The sequence below is a fragment of the Curtobacterium sp. B18 genome (assembly GCF_000333375.1).
In the GTDB taxonomy this organism is placed as follows: Bacteria; Actinomycetota; Actinomycetes; order Actinomycetales; family Microbacteriaceae; genus Curtobacterium.
Genome location: NZ_BACZ01000065.1, coordinates 1 through 20,137, shown reverse-complemented (window position 1 = coordinate 20,137; position 20,137 = coordinate 1). Strand labels below are relative to the sequence as shown.

At 70.8% G+C, this 20,137-nt stretch carries 18 protein-coding genes and 1 pseudogene; 3 read left to right on the top strand and 16 right to left on the bottom strand.

Going from position 1 to position 20,137, the window contains the following annotated elements:
- From alaS to I5E_RS01795, 4 genes are all read right to left on the bottom strand, one after another.
- A partial coding sequence (alaS, locus tag I5E_RS01810) for an alanine--tRNA ligase (RefSeq protein ID WP_022905492.1) occupies positions 1-1,379 on the bottom strand: 1,379 nt, incomplete at its 3' end.
- 49 nt (positions 1,380-1,428) lie between these two features.
- Complete coding sequence (locus I5E_RS01805; protein WP_022905491.1) at positions 1,429-1,611, bottom strand: hypothetical protein; 183 nt, start codon at positions 1,609-1,611, stop codon at positions 1,429-1,431.
- Between the two features lie 129 nt (positions 1,612-1,740).
- Positions 1,741-2,370 carry a 30S ribosomal protein S4 gene (gene rpsD, locus I5E_RS01800; RefSeq protein ID WP_022905490.1) on the bottom strand — a complete coding sequence of 210 codons (630 nt, stop codon included), beginning with the start codon at positions 2,368-2,370 and terminating at the stop codon, positions 1,741-1,743.
- A 241-nt stretch (positions 2,371-2,611) separates the two neighbouring features.
- Positions 2,612-3,988 (bottom strand): replication-associated recombination protein A, encoded by a 1,377-nt coding sequence (locus I5E_RS01795; protein WP_031261054.1) that lies wholly within the window; start codon positions 3,986-3,988, stop codon positions 2,612-2,614.
- 128 nt (positions 3,989-4,116) lie between these two features.
- Between I5E_RS01795 and I5E_RS01790 the strand changes: the two genes are divergently transcribed.
- Both I5E_RS01790 and I5E_RS01785 read left to right on the top strand, forming a co-directional pair.
- On the top strand, positions 4,117-4,932 hold the full coding sequence (locus I5E_RS01790) for a peptidylprolyl isomerase (protein ID WP_022905488.1): 816 nt from the start codon (positions 4,117-4,119) through the stop codon (positions 4,930-4,932).
- 113 nt (positions 4,933-5,045) lie between these two features.
- The gene (locus I5E_RS01785; RefSeq protein WP_022905487.1) at positions 5,046-6,278 is read left to right on the top strand and encodes a DUF349 domain-containing protein; all 1,233 of its coding nucleotides are present in this window, start codon (positions 5,046-5,048) and stop codon (positions 6,276-6,278) included.
- 78 nt (positions 6,279-6,356) lie between these two features.
- Here the strand turns inward: I5E_RS01785 and I5E_RS01780 are convergent, their stop codons facing one another.
- From I5E_RS01780 to I5E_RS22455, 5 genes are all read right to left on the bottom strand, one after another.
- A complete protein-coding gene (locus I5E_RS01780) occupies positions 6,357-7,319 on the bottom strand; it encodes a bifunctional riboflavin kinase/FAD synthetase (RefSeq protein ID WP_022905486.1) in 963 nt (320 codons plus the stop codon).
- 8 nt (positions 7,320-7,327) lie between these two features.
- Positions 7,328-7,771: a hypothetical protein gene (locus I5E_RS01775; protein WP_022905485.1), complete on the bottom strand. Its 444-nt coding sequence runs from the start codon at positions 7,769-7,771 to the stop codon at positions 7,328-7,330.
- A gap of 82 nt (positions 7,772-7,853) precedes the next feature.
- Positions 7,854-8,219 carry a hypothetical protein gene (locus I5E_RS01770; RefSeq protein WP_022905484.1) on the bottom strand — a complete coding sequence of 122 codons (366 nt, stop codon included), beginning with the start codon at positions 8,217-8,219 and terminating at the stop codon, positions 7,854-7,856.
- Positions 8,216-9,157, bottom strand: coding sequence for a tRNA pseudouridine(55) synthase TruB (gene truB, locus I5E_RS01765; protein WP_022905483.1), 942 nt, complete (start codon positions 9,155-9,157; stop codon positions 8,216-8,218). Before truB ends, I5E_RS01770 begins: the two co-directional genes overlap by 4 nt.
- 28 nt (positions 9,158-9,185) lie before the next feature.
- Positions 9,186-9,632 carry a hypothetical protein gene (locus I5E_RS22455; RefSeq protein WP_022905482.1) on the bottom strand — a complete coding sequence of 149 codons (447 nt, stop codon included), beginning with the start codon at positions 9,630-9,632 and terminating at the stop codon, positions 9,186-9,188.
- Between the two features lie 196 nt (positions 9,633-9,828).
- Here I5E_RS22455 and I5E_RS01755 point away from each other — a divergent pair, with 196 nt between their 5' ends.
- Positions 9,829-10,596, top strand: coding sequence for an A/G-specific adenine glycosylase (locus I5E_RS01755; RefSeq protein WP_307157566.1), 768 nt, complete (start codon positions 9,829-9,831; stop codon positions 10,594-10,596).
- A gap of 9 nt (positions 10,597-10,605) precedes the next feature.
- Here I5E_RS01755 and rbfA read toward each other — a convergent pair whose 3' ends face one another.
- The 7 genes and pseudogenes from rbfA to I5E_RS01725 form a co-directional block, all read right to left on the bottom strand.
- Entirely contained in the window at positions 10,606-11,067 is a 462-nt protein-coding gene (rbfA, locus tag I5E_RS01750; RefSeq protein WP_022905480.1) for a 30S ribosome-binding factor RbfA, read from the bottom strand.
- A gap of 89 nt (positions 11,068-11,156) precedes the next feature.
- Positions 11,157-13,991: pseudogene (gene infB / locus I5E_RS20925) on the bottom strand (translation initiation factor IF-2).
- Between the two features lie 75 nt (positions 13,992-14,066).
- The gene (locus I5E_RS23160) at positions 14,067-14,384 is read right to left on the bottom strand and encodes a YlxR family protein (RefSeq protein WP_083857828.1); all 318 of its coding nucleotides are present in this window, start codon (positions 14,382-14,384) and stop codon (positions 14,067-14,069) included.
- A 66-nt stretch (positions 14,385-14,450) separates the two neighbouring features.
- A complete protein-coding gene (nusA, locus tag I5E_RS01740; protein ID WP_022905479.1) occupies positions 14,451-15,446 on the bottom strand; it encodes a transcription termination factor NusA in 996 nt (331 codons plus the stop codon).
- Positions 15,447-15,664: 218 nt separating this feature from the next.
- Complete coding sequence (locus tag I5E_RS01735; protein WP_022905478.1) at positions 15,665-17,416, bottom strand: proline--tRNA ligase; 1,752 nt, start codon at positions 17,414-17,416, stop codon at positions 15,665-15,667.
- Between the two features lie 903 nt (positions 17,417-18,319).
- Complete coding sequence (gene ispG, locus I5E_RS01730) at positions 18,320-19,450, bottom strand: flavodoxin-dependent (E)-4-hydroxy-3-methylbut-2-enyl-diphosphate synthase (RefSeq protein WP_031261050.1); 1,131 nt, start codon at positions 19,448-19,450, stop codon at positions 18,320-18,322.
- A gap of 74 nt (positions 19,451-19,524) precedes the next feature.
- Positions 19,525-20,085: a cysteine hydrolase family protein gene (locus I5E_RS01725; RefSeq protein ID WP_022905476.1), complete on the bottom strand. Its 561-nt coding sequence runs from the start codon at positions 20,083-20,085 to the stop codon at positions 19,525-19,527.
- Positions 20,086-20,137: the final 52 nt, after the last annotated feature.

Genomic DNA, 20,137 nt, shown 5'->3' with positions numbered 1-20,137 from the left:
CCCTTGGCGCGGAACGCGCTGTAGACGCTGAGGTCGCCGAGGGCGGTCTTCTTGCTCTTCGCGTCCGCCTTGGCCCGCGCACGCTGCTCAGACATCAGGGTCTCGAACGCGGTGCGGTCGACCTGGACGCCCGCTTCCTCGGCCATCTCCATGGTGAGGTCGATCGGGAAGCCGAAGGTGTCGTGCAGCAGGAACGCCGTGTCGCCGCCGATCGAGGGCGCACCGTCCTGCTTCGCCCGCTCGACCGCGACGTCGAGGATCGTCGTGCCCTGCGCGAGCGTGCGGAGGAAGGTCTCCTCCTCCGCGTAGGCGATGCGCGCGATCCGGTCGTAGTCGCTCGCGACCTCGGGGTAGGCGTCGCGCATGGCGTCGCGGGACTCGGGGAACAGCTGCGGGAACGTCGCGCCCTCGACACCGAGGAGCCGCATCGCACGCACGGTGCGGCGGAGCAGGCGACGGAGGATGTACCCGCGTCCCTCGTTCGACGGGGAGACGCCGTCGGCGATGAGCATGAGCGCCGACCGGACGTGGTCCGCGATCACGCGCATCCGGACGTCGTCCTCGTGCACGGCGCCGTACCGGCGCCCGGAGATCTCCGCCGCCTTGTCGAGGACCGGCCGCACCTGGTCGATCTCGTACATGTTGTCGACGCCCTGCTTGATGAAGGCGACGCGCTCGAGCCCCATGCCGGTGTCGATGTTCTTGTTCGGCAGCTCGCCGGTGATCTCGAAGTCGTACTTCGAGCGGACGTCGGCGATCTGGTACTGCATGAACACGAGGTTCCAGATCTCGACGTAGCGGTCGTCGTCGGTCGCCGGACCGCCGTCGATGCCGTACTCGGGACCGCGGTCGAAGAAGATCTCCGAGCAGGGGCCCGCCGGACCGGGCTGACCGGTCGACCAGTAGTTGGTGTCCTTGCCGAGCCGCTGGATCCGCTCGTCGGGGAGCGAGGAGTGCGCCTTCCAGAACGCGATCGCCTCGTCGTCGTCCTCGTACACGGTGACCCACAGGTCGTCGGGCGAGAAGCCGAGGCCGCCGTCGGACTCCGGCGTCGTCAGGAACTGCCAGGCGAACTCGATCGCCTGTTCCTTGAAGTAGTCGCCGAACGAGAAGTTGCCGTTCATCTGGAAGAACGTGCCGTGCCGCGGGGTCTTGCCGACCTCTTCGATGTCGTTCGTGCGGATGCACTTCTGCACGCTCGTGGCGCGGGGGTACGGCGCCGGGATGAGTCCGGTCAGGTACGGGATGAACGGCACCATGCCGGCGACCGTGAACAGGAGCGAGGGGTCGTCCGAGACGAGCGAGGCGGACGGGACGACGGTGTGTCCGCGGTCGCCGAAGAACTGGAGCCAACGGCGGCGGATCTCTGCGGTCTGCATGGTGCTTCCTGATTCANGTTCGGCGGGAGAGTGTGCGTCGAGGAGGACGTCAGACGTCGGTGCGGAGCTCGGCCTCGCGGGAGCGGTAGCCGTCCGCGACGGCGCCGGTGAAGGCCTTCGTGCGAGCGTTCACGTCGGCGAAGAACCGCGCACCACCGGGGGTGTTCGCGACCTTGTGCGCGACGGCGAACCCGATGACGACGCCGACGGCGACGAAGAACAGCTGCTTCACGGTGCCTCTCCCTCTGCGCACGCGAGCGGTGCGTGCCCAGACGATCCTACCGGCGGTGCCGACCGGGGACGCCGAACGGCGGGCCGTCCTGCTGAGAGGACGACCCGCCGTTCGGGTGTGATCAGTGGATCAGCGAGCTGCGTAGTACTCGACGACGAGCTGCACTTCACAGGTCACGGGGACCTCGGCGCGCTTCGGACGACGAGCCAGGCGGGCCTGGAGCTTGTCGATCTCGACCTCGAGGTAGCCCGGGACCTTCGGCAGGACTTCCTGGTGCCCACCGGCGGCGGCGACCTGGAACGGCTCGAGGGACTCGGAGCGCTGCTTGACGTGGATGAGCTGCCCCTCCTTCACGCGGAAGGACGGACGGTCGACGAGCTTGCCGTCGACGAGGATGTGGCGGTGCACGATCAGCTGACGGGCCTGCGCGGTGGTGCGGGCGAAGCCGGCACGCAGCACGAGGGCGTCGAGGCGCTGCTCGAGGAGCTCGACCAGGTTCTCACCGGTCAGGCCCTTCGTCTTGCGGGCCTCTTCGAAGACGATGCGGAGCTGCTTCTCGCGGATGCCGTACTGGGCGCGCAGACGCTGCTTCTCACGGAGACGGACGGCGTAGTCGCTGTCCGCACGACGGCGGGTGCGGCCGTGCTCACCGGGGCCGTAGGGGCGCTTCTCGAGGTAACGGGCCGCCTTCGGCGTCAGCGGGATGCCGAGCGCGCGCGAGAGGCGGGTCTTGCTGCGGGTACGTGACTTGGTAGACACAGGGTCCTTTTCTCTGTCTGAACTGAATGACTCGAGGGGAACCGCTCGACCATGGGAAACGAGACACACGGAAGGAACGAGCCCCGACGACGGGATCCAGAGGGATGAGCCTGTGGGATCGGACGGCTACAGTCCGAACCTCTGCCCCCGTACCACCGGAGTGGCACTCTGTCCTCGACGCAGCCGTGCTCGAGGACCAGGACGTAGGCCCGGCAATGCTAGCAGGATCTCGGCGCGGTCACTACTCGCCGCGGGTGATCTTCCGGAGTCGCTCGAGTCGCGGGCCGACCTCGCGCTCGAAGCCGTTCGCCGTCGGGGTGTAGTACTCGGTGCCCTCGAGCGCGTCCGGCAGGTACTGCTGCTCGGCGACACCGTGCTCGGCGTCGTGCGAGTAGACGTAGCCCTTGCCGTGGCCGAGCCGCTTCGCCCCCGGGTAGTGGGCGTCGCGGAGGTGCATCGGCACGACCCCGAGCCGACCGGCCTTGACGTCGGCGATCGCGGCGTTCACGCCGTTGTAGGCGGCGTTCGACTTCGGCGCGGTCGCCAGGTAGACGACCGCCTCGGCCAACGGGATCCGGCCCTCGGGCATGCCGATCAGCTGGACGGCCTGTGCGGCCGCGACCGCGATCGGCAGCGCCTGGGGGTCGGCCATGCCGATGTCCTCGGATGCCGAGATGATGATCCGCCTGGCGATGAACCGAGGGTCCTCCCCCGCCTCGATCATCCGCGCCAGGTAGTGGAGTGCGGCGTCGACGTCGCTCCCCCGGACGCTCTTGATGAAGGCGCTGATCACGTCGTAGTGCTCGTCGCCCTGGCGGTCGTAGCGGAGCAGTGCCCGGTCGACCGCGGCCGCGACGGTGTCGGCGTCGACGACCGGGACGGTGTCGACGCCGTCGAGCGTGCCGTCCGCATCGTCGTCGGCCTGCGCCGCCACGGCGGAGGACGCCGCGGCCTCGAGCGCGGTCAGGGCGCGACGGGCGTCGCCGGAGGAGAGCCGGACGATGGCGCTGCGGGCCTCGTCACCGAGGACGACCGATCCGCCGAGGCCCCGCGGGTCCTCGACGGCACGGTCGACGAGCATGCCGAGGTCCTCGTCGGTGAGGGGCTTGAGCGTCAGCAGCAGCGACCGGGACAGCAGCGGCGAGATGACCGAGAACGACGGGTTCTCGGTCGTCGCCGCGATGAGGATGACCCAGCCGTTCTCGACGCCGGGCAGGAGGGCATCCTGCTGCGCCTTGCTGAACCGGTGGATCTCGTCGAGGAACAGGACGGTGGTGGAGCCGTAGAGGTCGCGGTGGGTGAGCGCCTTCTCCATGACCTCGCGCACGTCCTTGACGCCCGCGGTGACGGCGGAGAGCTCGACGAACTCGCGACCGGACTGCCGGGCGATGGCCTGCGCCAGGGTGGTCTTGCCGGTACCGGGCGGCCCCCACAGGATCACCGAGACGCCGCCGGGGTTCTCGCGCGTGCCGGTCGCGAGCTGCACGAGGGGGCTGCCGCGGCCGAGCAGGTGCTGCTGGCCGGCGACCTCGTCGAGGCTGGTCGGCCGCATCCGGACCGCGAGCGGGACGGACCCCTGCGCCAACCCGGCGCGACCGCCGGTGGTGGGCGCACGCATGCCCGAACGGTCCGCTGCCATGTGACCAATCGTAGGCCGACCCACCGACAGGGGCGTGCCTCCAGGCCTCCGACAGAGCCGTTTCCAGTACGCTCGTCGCACACTCGACGAGAGGTACGACCAGCACCGTGGCACCGAAGAACCAGGCGCGTGACAACCGGGAGGCGCGTGAGCGCCTCCGCCTCTACACGGCACGGCAGGGCCTGCACGAACGGCAGCGGCGCCGTCGGCTGCGGGACAACGTCGTCGGTGCCGGCGTGCTCGTGCTCGTCGCCGCGCTCGCGACCGGCTCGCAGCTCGCGTTCGCCGGGTCGCAGGGCGGCGGGGCGGACGCGAGCGCGAGTGCCTCCGCGACCGCGACGCCGACCCCGTCCGCGAGTGCCACCGCGGGGAACACCGGCGACGTCCCGAGCAAGTCCATCGCGAAGGACTCCACCTGGACCGGTTCGCTCACCCTCAACAAGGACGTGGAGCTCGGCATCGAGCTGGACGGCGAGAAGGCACCCCAGGCCGCGAGCGTCGAGATCACGCTCATCCAGGAGCAGTTCTACAACGGCACCACCTGCCACCGACTCGCCGACAGCACGGGGTTCGCGTTCCTGCAGTGCGGCTCTGCGAACGGCGACGGCACCGGCGACGCCGGCTTCCAGTACGGCCCGCTCGAGAACGTCCCGAGTGACGGCAAGTACACCAAGGGCACCATCGCCATCGCCCGCGGCTCGTCGCCGTACTCGCAGACCACGCAGTTCTTCATCGTCTACGGCGACACCACGCTGGACGGCTCCACCGGCGGCTACACCGTCGTCGGGAAGGTCACCAGCGGCCTCGACGAACTCGAGTCGAAGATCACGTCGAAGGGCATCTCGTCGGCCGGCAGCGACGGCACCGGCGAGCCGAAGGTGGCGACCAAGATCACCGGCGCGACGATCGAGCAGGAGAAGTAGTCCACAGGCTCGCCGACCGGGCGGGTCGCAGATGCGCTCCGTGCAATAGGCTGACGACCTGACCGTGCCGACGGCGACGTCGGTGATGCACGACCACGATCGAGGCGAGACCTGTGGGACCTGACGAAGCAACGACCTGGGGGCGGGTCGACGAGAACGGGACGGTGTACGTCCGGTACGAGGACACCGAGAAAGCCGTCGGTGAGTACCCGGACGCGACACCCGACGAAGCCCTCGCCTACTTCGCGCGGAAGTACGCCGACCTCGAGGGGCAGGTGAAGATCGCCGAGCAGCGCGTCCAGCGTGGTGCCTCGGCGAACGACGTCGCCCGCACGGTGGAGCACCTGCAGGCCCTCGTGGCCGAGGCCCGGGTCGTCGGCGACCTCAAGTCGCTCGAGACCCGCGTCGCCGCCCTGACCGAGCAGCTCGGCTCCCTGACGAAGGAGCAGGCGGAACAGGCCCAGCAGGCCCTCGCGGACGCCCTGGCGCACCGCACCGCCCTGGTGGAGGAGGCCGAGGCCCTCGCCGCGGTCGACCCGGCACGGGCGCAGTGGAAGCAGATCACCGCGCAGCTCGACGACGTCTTCGCGCGGTGGCAGCAGCACCAGCACGACGGCCCGCGCATCCCCAAGAACGAGGCGAACGAGCTCTGGAAGCGCTTCCGCGCCGCCCGCTCGACCGTCGACCAGCACCGTCGCGCGTTCTACTCCGAGCTCGATGCGCAGCACCGCGACGCTCGCAACCGCAAGCAGGAGCTCGTGCAGCAGGCTGAGGCGCTCGCTCCCCGCGGGTCCGACGCGATCCCGGCGTACCGCGAACTGCTCGACGACTGGAAGGGCGCGGGGCGGGCCGGCAAGCGGCACGACGATGCGCTCTGGGCTCGCTTCAAGGCCGCGGGTGACGTGCTGTTCGAGCAGCGCCACGCCGAAGCCGCTGCCGAGAACGTCGAGTACTCGGCGAACCTCGAAGCGAAGCAGGCCCTCCTCACCGAGGCCGAGCCGCTCCTGAAGGTCACCGACCGGGCTGCCGCACGCAAGACCCTGACGGGCATCCAGCGTCGGTGGGACGAGATCGGCAAGGTCCCCCGTGCGGACGTCCGGCGCATCGAAGACCGCCTGCGCGCCGTCGAGGACCACGTCCGCAGCCTCGAAGACGAGCACTGGAAGGCCTCCGACCCGGAGCGCAAGGCCCGTCAGACCGGGCTCGCGAGCCAGCTCGAGGACGCCATCGGCAAGCTCGAGTCCGAGCTCGCCGAGGCGCAGGCCTCGGGAGACGCCCGCAAGATCAAGGAGGCGCAGGAAGCGCTCGACGCCCGCAAGATCTGGCTCGACGCCCTCGGCGGCTGATCGGTCCCGTCCGACGGACCCTGTACGACGAAGCCCCCGTGACCGATCGGTCACGGGGGCTTCGTCGTTCCAGACGGGTCAGACGACCGCGGGCAGGCCCAGCAGCGTCCGGATGTCACGGTCGTCCTGCCGCATCTGCTCGGCGAGCTCGTCCATCGAGTCGAACTTCACCATGCCGCGCACGTACGAGACGAACAGGACCGAGATCGTGTCGCCGTAGAGGTCGATGTCGACGTCGAGCAGGTGCGCCTCGATCTGCTTCGCCGGGACCCCCTCGAACGTCGGGTTGTTGCCGACGGACACCGCAGCCGGGTACACGGTGCCGTCGTGCAGCACCCGTGCCGCGTAGACGCCGTCGGCGGGGATGAAGCCCTCGGACGCCGGGTCGAGGTTCGCCGTCGGGTAGCCCATCGCCCGGCCGCGCTCGTTCCCGTGCACGACGACGCTCCGCACGGCGTGCTCACGGCCGAGCAGCCGCGCGGCCTCGGCCACGCGGCCGTCGCCGAGGAGCTCGCGGATCCACGTCGAGGAGACCCGACGCTCGCCGTCCGGACGCACGTCGTCCACCAGGTCGACGTCGTCGATGAGCTCGACGGTGAAGCCGTACCGCTGGCCCAACGTGCGCAGGAGCGCGACGTCGCCGGCGCCCTTCGCACCGAAGCGGAAGTCGCTGCCGACGAACACGAGCTTCGCGTGCAGGGTGTCGACGAGGATCTCGGACACGAAGACCTCTGGTGCCTTCGACTGCAGGTCCTGGTCGAACCGGAGCAGCAGGGTGGCGTCGACCCCGACGTCATCGAGCAGTTCCCGGCGCTGGGCGGGGCTCGTCAGCGCGGGCGGCACCTTGTCCGGGTCGATGACGTTGAGCGGGTGCCGGTCGAACGTGACGACCGTGGAGACGAGGGCGTGCTCGCGCGCGGCACGCTCGAGGTGCGCGATGACCGCGCGGTGCCCGACGTGGACGCCGTCGAACTTGCCGATGGTGACGGCGCTCGGGCCGAAGCCCTGCGCCACGTCGGCGGTGTCGTCGTAGTACTGCACGTCGGTCCCTACTCGCCGGCCGGAACGGCGGACGGGGTCGTCTCGGTCGCGGTGGCGGTGCGGTGGTGCTTGCGGAGCCACCAGAGTCCGGCCGCCGGCAGCACGAGCGGCGCGAAGGCGTAGCCCAGGCCGTAGTACGACCAGATGGTGTCGTCCGGGAACAGCTGCCGGTCGACGAGCGACAGCGTCCCGATCACGAGCACACCGGTCATCTCGAAGACGATGGTCACGCAGGCGACGCGGTACCAGAACCGACCCGGCACGATGAGCGCGATCATCGCGACGATGTACACGACCGCGGCGACGGCGCTGAGCGTGTACGCGAACGGTGCGAACGAGAACTTCTCGATGATCTGCACGACGCTGCGACCCGTCGCCGCCAGCGCGAGGATGCCGTAGACGGCGATGAGGACGCGGCCGATGCCGGTCGCGAGGGAGGATCTGGTCGCCATTGCACCGATTCTACCGACGGCGGACGACCACCATGACGCACCACGACGAACACGCAGCAGCCGGGGTGCGGCTGCGGGCGGGTCAGTTCAGGGCGAACCAGATCTGGTACATCCGGTAGACCATCACCGCGACCGTGAACGCACCGGCGCCGAGGACGACGGTGCTCCACTTCGTCCGGTCGACGAGGGCCCAGACGATGGCCGCCGGCGGGACGAGGAGCACCGACACCGCGTACACGCCGAACTCGAGTGCGTTGCCGACCGGCGGGCTGCCCGTGAGCGGCAGGACGAGCGAGATCACGCCCTGGGCGAGGAGCAGCAGCTCGATGAGTGCGAGGGACCCGACCGTGTAGTCGTTCGGCTTCCAGCCGACGAAGCCGACGACCACGGCGAAGAGCCCGGCGAGCACGGCGAGCACGAGCTGGACCCACATGAACCACTCGATCACGCGCCCACCCCCGGCGCCGTCGGGAAGTTCGTGATGACGCGGAGGAGACCGCGACGCACCGAGACGAGGCCGACGAGCCGGTCCCCCTCGGTCGCGACGGCGGCGACCGGGCCGTCGGTGTCCGGGTGGTCGGCGGCGACACGCTTGCCGTCGGCGAGGTCCTTGGCGTCGGCCGGGTCGAGCGGCACGGACGGGAACAGGGTGCGGGCGACGTCGACCGGTCGGGCGAGTGCGGCGCGGACGTCGACGGACTCGTCCTCGAGGTCGATCGCGTCGTCGACGCTGAAGGGGCCGACCTCGGTCCGGCGGAGCGCGGTCAGGTGCGCACCGGTCCCGAGCGCGGCGCCGACGTCGCGGGCCAGGGCGCGGACGTACGTCCCGGACGAGCAGGTGACGACCACGTCGAGGTCGACCACGGCGGTGTCGGTGCCGTCGACGGTCACCAAACGGTCGCCCCGGCCGGTGACGTCGAAGTGCGACACCGTGACCGTGCGGGAGTGCAGGACGACCGCTTCGCCCTTGCGTGCGAGGTCGTAGGCGCGGCGACCGTCGACCTTGATGGCGCTGACGGTCGAGGGCACCTGCGAGATCACGCCGCGCTGGGCGGCCACGGCCCGCTCGACCGCTTCCTCGGAGACGTCGGCGGACGCGGTGCCGACCGCTGTGGTGGGCGCACCGTCAGCGTCGTCGGAGTCGGTGGACACACCGAGGCGGATCGTCGCCGTGTACGTCTTGCCGAGGCCGACGAGGTGCGTCAGGAGCCGGGTCGACGGACCGATCCCGAGGAGCAGCAGACCGGTCGCCATCGGGTCGAGCGTGCCGGCGTGGCCGACCTTCTTCAGGCCGAGCCGACGTCGGGCGATCGAGACCACCCGGTGACTGGAGATCCCCTGCGGCTTGTCGACGAGGAGGATGCCGTCGGGCGCGGATTCGAGCACCAGAGGAGATTACCAGCGCTCCGGCCGGTCAGCAGGCGTCGTTCCACTCACGACGCGGGTGGTCCGGGTCCGTGACGTCCAGCACCGCGGAGGCCGCGATCTTGACGTCCGCACGACGCTCGAGGCGCCCGGACTCCTGCTCCACCCACAGCGACCAGCGCCAGAGCGTTCGCGTGTGGTGCGCGAGGACCCCGTGCCCGTGCACGACGAGCACGCCGGGGCCCTCGCCGGTGGAGCGGAACGGCGCGACCAGGTCCGCTCGCAGGGTGTCCACGTCGCCGGAGGGCGCCGCCGCCGCCATCGCGGACACACCGTGCTGCTCGAAGCCGCCGACGAGGCCGGCCGCGACGCGCTCGAGGTCGGTGCCGGCCTGACCGTCGATGCCGACGACGGTCCGGTTCGTGCCGACCTGCGCGATCACCTCGGCCGCGATCGCGGCCATGGTGTCGATCTCCTGGGGTGCCCAACGTGCCATGCACCCACCGTAGGCTGTCGTGGTGAACGCGAGTCGTGCCTCCCGTCCGGATGTGGACAACCGGACCCGTCCACAGGACGCAAACCGACAAGCGGACATCGCGACACCGCTCATCGCGTGGTTCCGTGCCGAGGCACGGGACCTGCCTTGGCGACGACCGGGTTTCCCCGCGTGGGGCACGCTGGTCAGCGAGATCATGCTGCAGCAGACCCAGGTCGCGCGCGTCGTCCCCCGACTGGAGGCGTGGCTCACGAGGTGGCCGACGCCTGCGGACCTCGCGGCCTCACCCCCGGCGGACGCGGTGCGGGCCTGGGACCGGCTCGGCTACCCGAGACGGGCACTCGCCCTGCACGCGGCCGCGACGGCGATCGCCGAGCAGCACGGCAACGTCGTGCCACGGGACGTCGATGCGCTGCTCGCGCTGCCCGGTATCGGCGACTACACGGCGCGGGCGGTCGCGGTCTTCGCGTACGGCGACCGGCACCCGGTCGTCGACGTCAACGTCCGTCGTGTGCTCGCCCGCGCGCTGCTCGGGCAGGGCGAGCCCGGCCCGGCGAAGGCGAAGCGCGACCTGCCGCTCATGGAATCGGTGCTGCCGGAGGACCGCGACGACGCGGCGGCGACGAACGCCGCGGTGATGGAGCTCGGCGCGCTCGTCTGTGTCGCCCGCTCCCCCGCCTGCGATGCCTGTCCGATCGCGGACCGTTGCGCCTGGCGGGCCGCCGGGTACCCCGAGCACGACGGGCCACGGGCCCCTCGGCAGGCGAAGTTCGCCGGCAGCGACCGCCAGGTGCGCGGGCTCATCATGGCGGAGCTGCGCGCCAGCGACGTCCCGGTCACCCGCGACGAGATCGAACCGGTGTGGCCGGACGCCGAACAGCGGGACCGGGCGCTCGCGTCGCTCCTGCGCGACGGACTGGCCGTCGGGGACGACGCGAGCGGCTACCGGCTCCCGGAGGGCTGACCGGACGGGTCAGGCACGCGCCTCGTCGGCGTCGTCCTCGTCCGCATCCTCGTCCTCGTCGTGCTTGTACGGGTCGGCGTCGCCGGCGTAGCTCGCACCGGCCGCCGCCGCACGGACCTGCTCGTCACGCACCTGGGCCTGCACGAGCAGGTCCTCCATGTGCGCCGAGGTCTCCGGCAGCGCGTCGGCGATGAACTCGAGCGACGGGGTGAGCCGTGCGGTGATGTTCTTGCCGACCTCGGACCGGAGCATGCCCGTCGCGGCCTTGAGCGCCGCAGCGGAGTCGGCGCGTTCCTCGTCGGTGCCGTACACGGTGTAGAAGATCGACGCGTGCTGCAGGTCACCGGTCACACGGACGTCGGTGATCGTCACGAACCCGAGCCGCGGGTCGCGCAGCCCCTTGTCGAGTCGGCGTGCGACGACTTCCTTGATGCGGTCCGCCATCTTGCGTGCGCGCTGCGGATCGGCCATGGGTGCCTCCTGTGGAGATGTCTTGCTCTGGAACGGGGCTGGGCCCCGGCCTCCCGTGAAGGAAGCCGGGGCCCAGGGTAGTCACGCGATCAGTCGCGCGGCTTCTCGACGAGCTCGGTGGTCTCGATCTCGTCGCCGATCTGGATGTCGTTGAACTTGCCCAGACCGATACCGGCTTCGAAGTCCGTGCGGACCTCGGTGACGTCGTCCTTGAAGCGACGCAGCGACTCGATGGCCAGACCATCGGCGAGCACCACGCCTTCTCGGATGACGCGAGCCTTGGCGTTGCGCGTGATCGTGCCGGAGCGGACGATGACACCCGCGATGTTGCCGAACTTCGAGGAACGGAACACCTCGCGGATCTCGGCGACACCCGACTGGACCTCTTCGTACTCGGGCTTGAGCATGCCCTTGAGGGACTGCTCGATGTCCTCGAGTGCGTTGTAGATGACCGAGTAGAAGCGCACGTCGATGCCTTCGCGCGCCGCACGCTCGCGGGCCTTGACGTCCGGGCGGACGTTGAAGCCGACGACGATCGCGTTGTCGATCGTGGCCAGGTCGATGTCCGACTCCGTGATCGCACCGACGCCGCGGTGCAGGATCCGGAGCTGGACGCTGTCGTCGACCTCGATGTCCAGGAGCGACTGCTCGAGTGCCTCGACGGCACCGGAGACGTCACCCTTGATGATGAGGTTGAGCGAGTCGACCTTGCCCTCTTCGAGTGCACGGGTGAAGTCCTCGAGCGAGATGCGCTTGCGGGCCTTGGCCAGCTGGGCGTTGCGCTCGGCGGCTTCACGCTTCTCGGCGATCTGACGTGCCGTGCGGTCCTCTTCGGTGACGAGGAACGTGTCGCCGGCGCGGGGCACCGAGGACAGACCCTGCACCTGGACCGGGCGGCTCGGCGTCGCGGCCTTGACCGCCACGCCGTTCTCGTCGGTCATCGCACGGACGCGACCGTAGGCCGTGCCCGCGACGATGGCGTCGCCGACGTGCAGCGTGCCGGACTGGATGAGCACGGTCGCAACCGAACCACGGCCCTTGTCGAGGCGTGCTTCGATCGCCACACCGCGGGCGTCCTTGTCGGGGTTCGCACGCAGGTCGAGACCGGCGTCGGCCGTGAGCAGCACCGCGTCCAGGAGGTCCTGGATACCGATGTTCTGACGAGCCGACACGTCGACGAACATGACGTCGCCGCCGTACTCCTCGGCCACCAGGTTGTACTCGGTGAGCTGCTGGCGGACCTTGGCCGGGTTCGCGCCTTCCTTGTCGATCTTGTTCACCGCGACCACGATCGGCACACCGGCCGACTGCGCGTGGTTCAGTGCCTCGATCGTCTGGGGCATGATGCCGTCGTCTGCCGCGACCACGAGGATCGCGATGTCCGTCACCTGGGCACCACGGGCACGCATGGCAGTGAAGGCCTCGTGACCCGGGGTGTCGATGAAGGTGATCGGGCGCTCGATGCCCTCGTGCTCGGTGACGATCTGGTACGCACCGATGTGCTGGGTGATGCCACCGGCCTCGCCCTCGACGACCTTCGAGTTGCGGATGGCGTCGAGCAGGCGGGTCTTGCCGTGGTCGACGTGACCCATGACGGTGACCACCGGAGGCCGCTGCTGCAGCACCGAGTCGTCCTCGTCGTCCAGCTCGGCCTCGAGGTCGATGTCGAAGCCCTCGAGGAGTTCCTTGTCCTCGTCCTCGGGCGAGACGATCTGGATCTTGTAGCCCAGCTCCTCGCCGAGGACCTCGAACGTGGCCTCGTCCAGCGACTCGGTCGCGGTCGCCATCTCACCGAGGTGGAACAGCACCGTCACCAGGTTGCCGGGGCTCGCGTCGATCTTGTCCGCGAAGTCCGAGATGCTCGCACCGCGACGCAGACGGACGACCGTGTTGCCGTCGCCACGAGGGACCTGCACACCACCGAGCGACGGCGCCTGCCGCATCTCGTACTCGGCGCGCTTCGTCCGCTTCGACTTGCGGGCACGGCTCTTGCCGCCACCGCGACCGAACGCACCAGCGGTACCGCCACCGGGGCCCCGACCGCGGCCACCGCCACCGGGCGGGAACGCGGGCCGCTGAAGGCCGGACGCGGGAAGCCCCCACCAGCACCCCGGGCACCGCCCGGACGACCACCGGGGCCGCCACGACCGCCGCCACCCTGGCCGGGCGTTGCCCAAACCCTTCGGACCGGTGCCCTGACCGGACCACCGGGACGCGGCGCCCCGAACGGGGAACGCCCGGACGCGACGGGGCGGGACGCGGGATGCCGTTGCCGCCACCGGCGCCGCCGGGGGGCGCTGGCCCATGCCCTGGTTGGACGAGTACGGGTTGTTGCCCGGACGCGGCGGGCGCGAGCCCATGCCCTGGCTCGACGCGTAGGGGTTGTTGCCGGGGCGTGCGCCCGGCTTCGGGCCACCCGGCTTCGGGCCGGCTGCGGCACCGGGCTTCGGTGCGCCGCCGGGCTTGACGGCGTCGCCCTTCGGCTCGGCTGCTGCGTCGGGACCGGCGTCGCCGGACTTCTCGGCAGCGGCGGCCTTGCGAGCAGCCTCGGCCTCGGCCTGTCGCTGGGCGACGGACTTCGGGGCGGCCGGGGTCGGCACGTCGGCGGCGGGCGCCTGCACCTCGGGCTCGGGCTCGGGGGTGGGGGCCGGACGGACCGGACCGGGGCGGGGGCCGCCGGGCTTCGGTGCGCCCGACTTCGGCGCCGCGGTCTTGGCCGGCGCACTCGGGGTCTGTGCCGCAGCGGGCTTCGACGCCGAGGCGCCGTCAGCCTGCAACGCAGCGCGGAGCTTGCGTGCGACGGGGGGTTCGACACTGGAGCTCGGGCCCTTGACGAACTCGCCGAGTTCCTTGAGCTTCTCCATTGCGGTCTTGCTGTCGACACCGAGTTCGGATGCGATCTCGTGTACGCGTGGTTTTGCCACTGTTCTCCTTCACGGGTCCCACCCCGTGCAAGGGGCAGGACTCAATGGATGACGGGTCTCATTTCGAGCCGCTCATCAGTTGTCCATAAGCCGTTCAGCCTGTTCTGTCATGTCCTGGTCGCGTGCCTGAGGTTCGGGGCGCCGGAGCGCTTCGAGGTAGTCACGGACCGCGGACGTGTCCGGTTCATGATCGAGCCGGAGCGCCCGGCGGAAAGCCCGGCGCTTGACGGCCTGATCATGTGCTTCGACGGTCGGTGTGAGCCACGCTCCCCGCCCCGGCATGACTGCCTTCGGGTCCGCCACGACACGACCGTCGCTCAGGGCGACGACACGGAGGAGGGAGGACCGGGGAGCACGACGGCGACTGCCGATGCATGTTCTGACGGGAACCACCTTACTCCTCCCCTCCGACGACCGCGATCCGGCGCGCCCGGATCGGACGTGCCACGAGCGAAACCGTCAGTCCTCGCCGTCCAGGATCGAGTCCGGCTGGATGTCGATCCGGGCACCGGTGAGCTTCGCGGCGAGGCGGGCGTTCTGCCCTTCCTTGCCGATCGCGAGCGACAGCTGGTAGTCCGGCACGAGGGCGCGGACGGCCTTCGTCGAGGCGTCGAGCACGAAGGCGCTCGTCACCTTGGCCGGCGACAGCGCGCTCGCCACGAACGAGGCCAGGTCGGACGAGTAGTCGACGATGTCGATCTTCTCGGCGCCGAGCTCGGTCGTCACGGCGCGGACGCGGGCACCGAGCTCGCCGATGCACGCACCCTTCGCGTTCACGCCGGGTTCGTTGGCCTTGACCGCGATCTTCGTGCGGTGTCCGGCCTCGCGGGCGAGGGAGGTGATCTCCACGACACCGGACGCGATCTCCGGCACCTCGAGCGCGAAGAGCTTGCGGACCAGGCCCGGGTGGGTGCGCGACACGGTGATCTGCGGGCCCTTGGCACCACGACCGACGCTCGTCACGTACACGCGGATGCGCGAACCGTGCTTGTACTCCTCGCCGGGCACCTGCTCCTCGGGTGGGAGGATGGCCTCGACCGTGCCGAGGTCGACGTGCACCATCTTCGGGTTCGGGCCCTGCTGGACCACGCCCGCGACGATGTCGCCCTCCTTGCCGCGGAACTCGCCGAGGATCTTGTCGTCGCCGATGTCGCGCAGGCGCTGGTTGATGACCTGCTTCGCGGCGAAGGCGGCGATGCGACCGAAGTCGCTCGGCTGGTCGACGGCCTCGCCGATGACGGCGCCCTCGTCGTCGCGCTCGGGCACGAAGACGGACACCTCGCCCGACTTGCGGTCGAGCTCGACGCGGGTCTGTGCGTCGACGGGCTCCTCGTTCTCCGCGCGGTGCTTCTGGTACGCGGTCAGGATGGCCTGTTCGATGATCTGGACGAGTTCGTCGAACGGGATCTCCCGCTCACGCTCCATGAGTCGCAGGACTGCGAGATCGATCTTCACCGAGGGCCTCCGTATTCAGATGAGTCGCTTCCGCGGATGGAACGGCGCGGAAGTCGGCGACCAGACTACCGCACTGCGGGTGGCGGACCCGGCCGGACGACGGACGAGAGGTGGGCCCCGCCCGCCGGTGCCCGCGCACCGCGCCAGCCGGGTGACGGCCGAGACGGGAGGCGCGGTGCCAGAGGGCACCGCGCCTCCCGTCCGCTGGTCGGTCGCGTCTAGATCGCGCGGATCGCCTCGAGCAGCTCGGCCACGGGCACGTCGCGGCGTTCGCCGCTCGCGCGGTTCCACAGCTCGACGACGCCGTCGGCGGCGCCGCGACCCGCGACGACGACGATCGGCATGCCGAGGAGCTCGGCGTCGCGGAGCTTCACGCCCGGCGAGACCTTCGGACGGTCGTCGTAGAGGACCTCGAAGCGCTCGCCCTCGAGGTCGTCGACGATCGAGGTCGCCAGGTCGTAGGCGACCTCGTCCTTGCCGGTCGCGACGACGTGCACGTCGAACGGTGCGACGTTCTTCGGCCAGGCGAGGCCCTTCTCGTCGTTGTGCGCCTCGGCCAGGATCGCGAGGATGCGCGTCACGCCGATGCCGTACGAGCCCATCGTGACCGTGGCGAGCTTGCCGTTCTCGTCCTGCACCTTGAGGCCCAGCGCCTCGGCGTACTTCCGCCCCAGCTGGAAGACATGGCCGATCTCCATGCCACGAGCGGTCTCGAGCGGGCCGGAGCCGTCCGGTGCGGGGTCGCCGGCGCGGACGTCGGAGACCTCGGCCACGCCGTCGGCGACGAAGTCACGACCGGCGACGAGGCCGGACACGTGCACGCCGCGCTCGTTGGCGCCCGTGACCCACGCGGTGCCGTCGACCACGCGGGGGTCGACGAAGTAGCGGATGCCGGTCGCGCTGTCGACCCCGAGGACCTGCGGGCCGATGTAGCCCTTGACCAGGCCCCGGTGCTTGCGGAAGTCGTCGTCGCCCGCGGGCTCGACCTCGGCCGGGGCGAACGCCACCTCGGCGCGCTTCAGGTCGACGTCGCGGTCGCCGGGGAGGCCGACGACGACGACCTCGCGGGTGCCGTCGAGGTGCGTCAGCGCGAGGACGACGTTCTTCAGCGTGTCGGCGGCCGTCCAGGGGGCGCCGTCGCGCGGGGCGACCGCGTTCGCGTGTGCCACGAGCGTGTCGATCGTGGGGGTGTCCGACGCGGGCAGGAGCACCGCTTCCGGCTGGCCCTCGATCGGCAGCGCGTCCGGGACGGGTGTGACGTAGGCCTCGACGTTGGCCGCGTAACCGCCGGCGCTGCGGACGAAGGTGTCCTCGCCCACGTCGATCGGGTGCAGGAACTCCTCGGACTTCGAGCCGCCCATCGCGCCGGCGTCCGCCTTGACGATGACGTACTCGAGGCCGAGGCGCGCGAAGATCTTCTCGTAGGCGTCGCGCATGACCTGGTAGCTGCGCTCGAGGCCCTCGTCGGTGAGGTCGAACGAGTACGCGTCCTTCATGGTGAACTCGCGGCCGCGCAGGAGGCCGGCGCGGGGGCGTGCCTCGTCGCGGTACTTGTCCTGGATCTGGAACAGCGTGACCGGCAGGTCCTTGTAGGAGCCGTACAGGTCCTTCACCAGGAGCGCGAACATCTCCTCGTGCGTGGGCGCGAGCAGGTAGTCGGCGCCCTTGCGGTCCTGCAGGCGGAACATGCCGTCGCCGTACTCGGTCCAGCGGTTCGTCGCCTCGTACGGTTCGCGGGGCAGCAGCGCGGGGAGCAGGACCTCCTGCGCGCCGGCGGCCACCATCTCCTCGCGGATGATCGCCTCGATGCGGGCGCGGACCTTCAGCCCGAGCGGCAGCCACGCGAAGATCCCCGGGGACTGGCGACGGACGTAGCCGGCGCGGACGAGGAGCTTGGCGCTCGTCACCTCGGCGTCGGAGGGGTCGTCGCGGAGCGTACGGAGGAACAGATGCGAAAGCCGTGTGACCACGGGGCAAGCCTAGCGGCGGTGCGGGGCGGGCGGCGCTCGGGGTCGCGGGCGGCTTCCGCGCCGGGCCTCCAGTCCGACGCGACCGCGCACGGTGCGAGGTTCGCCGACCGGTGCGGCGCCAGCCGCTCCGTGCGCGCCTACAGACCCGCACCCAGCAAGCAACCCCGCACGGGATGGCGAACCCAGCACCGTGCGGGCCGGGGCCGCGCGCGGCGAACGCAGCACGGTGCGGACCGGGGCTGCGCGCGGTGGCCGCACCGCGCCTCCAGTCCGACGCGACCGCGCACGGTGCGAGGTTCGCCGACCGGTGCGGCGCCAGCCGCTCCGTGCGCGCCTACAGACCCGCACCCAGCAAGCAAGCTCGCACGGGACGGCGAACGCAGCATGGTGCGGACCGGGGCTGCGCGCGGTAGCCGCACCGCGCCTCCAGTCCGACGCGACCGCACACGGTGCGAGGTTCGCCAGCCGGTGCGGCGCCAGCCGCTCCGTGCGCCCGTACAGACCCGCACCCAGCAGGCAAGCTCGCACGGGACAGCGAACGCGGCACGGTGCGGGCCGGGGCTGCGCGGCCGCGAACGCAGCACGGTGCGGACCGGGGCAGCGCGCGGTAGCCGCACCGCGCCTCCAGGCCGACGCGACCGCGCACCGTGCGAGGTTCGCCATCCGGTACGGCGCCAGCCGCTCCGTGCGCGCCTACAGACTCGCACCCAGCAAGCAACCCCACACGGGACGGCGAACCCAGCACGGTGCGCACGCCCCAACCCGGACCCCGCAGATCCCGCCCCAGGCCGGCACGCCCCCACCCCGCCGCAGCCCGACCCCACCCGACCCACACCACGACGGACCGGAGGCCCGGCGCCACCTGGCACCGGGCCTCCGGTCAGCGGAGCAACGCGCCCGCGACTACGACGTGACGACGAGCGGCTTGCCGGTCCCGGCGGCCGGCCCCATCTCGTCCGCGAGCCGGTTCGCCTCGGTGATGAGCGTCTGGACGATCTCGGCCTCGGGGACGGTCTTGATGACCTCGCCCTTGACGAAGATCTGCCCCTTGCCGTTGCCGGACGCGACGCCGAGGTCGGCCTCACGAGCCTCGCCCGGGCCGTTCACGACGCAGCCCATGACGGCGACGCGCAGCGGGACGGTCATGCCCTCGAGCCCCTTCGTCACGTCGTTCGCCAGCTGGTAGACGTCGACCTGGGCACGGCCGCAGCTCGGGCAGGAGACGATCTCGAGCTTGCGCTCGCGCAGGTTGAGGGACTGCAGGATCTGCAGGCCGACCTTGACCTCTTGCGCAGGCGGGGCGGAGAGGGACACGCGGATGGTGTCGCCGATGCCCTCGGCCAGCAGGATGCCGAACGCCGTGGCGCTCTTGATGGTGCCCTGGAACTCGGGGCCGGCCTCGGTCACGCCGAGGTGCAGCGGCCAGTCCCCCGCGGCGGCGAGCTGGCGGTAGGCCTTCACCATGACGATCGGGTCGTTGTGCTTGACCGAGATCTTGAAGTCGTGGAAGTCGTGCTCCTCGAACAGCGAGGCTTCCCACACGGCGGACTCGACGAGCGCCTCGGGCGTGGCCTTGCCGTACTTCTGCAGCAGGCTCGGCTCGAGCGACCCGGCGTTGACGCCGATGCGGAGGGAGACGCCTGCGTCCTTCGCCGCCTTGGCGATGGCACCGACCTGGTCGTCGAACTTCCGGATGTTGCCCGGGTTCACGCGGACCGCGGCGCACCCGGCGTCGATCGCCTGGAAGACGTACTTCGGCTGGAAGTGGATGTCGGCGATCACCGGGATCTGCGACTTCTTCGCGATGATCGGCAGCGCGTCGGCATCGTCCTGGCTCGGCACGGCGACCCGCACGATGTCACAGCCCGAGGCCGTGAGCTCGGCGATCTGCTGCAGCGTCGCGTTGATGTTCGTCGTCGGCGTCGTGGTCATCGACTGGACGGAGACCGGCGCGTCGCCGCCCACGAGGACCTTGCCGACCCGGATCTGCCGGGACTTGCGGCGGGGGCTCAGGGTTTCGGGGACTTTCGGCAGACCGAGGTTCACTGCAGGCACGAAGTGCACTCTACGCGCTCCCGGTGACGGCCCGCCCCGCGTGCGCAGGATGCTCAGACGACCGTGATGAGCGGCGCGTACAGGCGCATCGCCGCGAGTGCCCGCTCGTGGTCCTCGTCGCTGGCTCCGGCGCACGCCTCGGCGACGACCGTCACGGTGGCGCCCGCGTCGGCCGCCGCCAGCGCGGTGGAGAGGACGCAGCAGTCGGTGGACACGCCGACCAGGACGAGGTGCGGACGGTCGCCGGTCACGGCCTGGAGGCGCGTCCCCCACTTGCCGAAGGACGTCTCGGTGACGACGGGGTCGCGTCGGTCCGCGGCGGCCGTCGCGAACGGCTCGGTCAGGTCCCAGAGCGGGTCGGTGTCCGGCACCAGCGCGAACGGCCACTCGCGGTAGTACGGCACCCACGCACCCTGCGGGTGCTCAGGAGCGACGAAGCGCGTGAACACCGTGCGGCCGGTGAACCGCGGCAGGAGCCGTTCGATCCCGGCGGCGGCGTGGTCGAAGCGCAGGGTCGCCCAGGGGCTGTCGCCGGTGAAGACCTCCTGCATGTCCACGACGACGAGCCACGCGTCGTCCGGCAACCCCGCGACGGCGTCGTCCACCGCGCTCACGCCTGCTCCTGCCGCCGGACGGAACCCCGGGCGAACGCCAGGTCCCGACGAC

Excerpts from the sequence above, each read along its gene's own strand:
- I5E_RS01795 (WP_031261054.1), bottom strand. The coding sequence starts at position 3,988 with ATGCGTGCGCCCACCACCGGCGGTCGCGCCGGGTTGGCGCAGGGGTCC.
- I5E_RS01775 (WP_022905485.1), bottom strand. The coding sequence starts at position 7,771 with ATGGCGACCAGATCCTCCCTCGCGACCGGCATCGGCCGCGTCCTCATC.
- I5E_RS22455 (WP_022905482.1), bottom strand. The coding sequence starts at position 9,632 with ATGGCACGTTGGGCACCCCAGGAGATCGACACCATGGCCGCGATCGCG.
- I5E_RS01755 (WP_307157566.1), top strand. The coding sequence starts at position 9,829 with ATGCTGCAGCAGACCCAGGTCGCGCGCGTCGTCCCCCGACTGGAGGCG.
- rbfA (WP_022905480.1), bottom strand. The coding sequence starts at position 11,067 with ATGGCCGATCCGCAGCGCGCACGCAAGATGGCGGACCGCATCAAGGAA.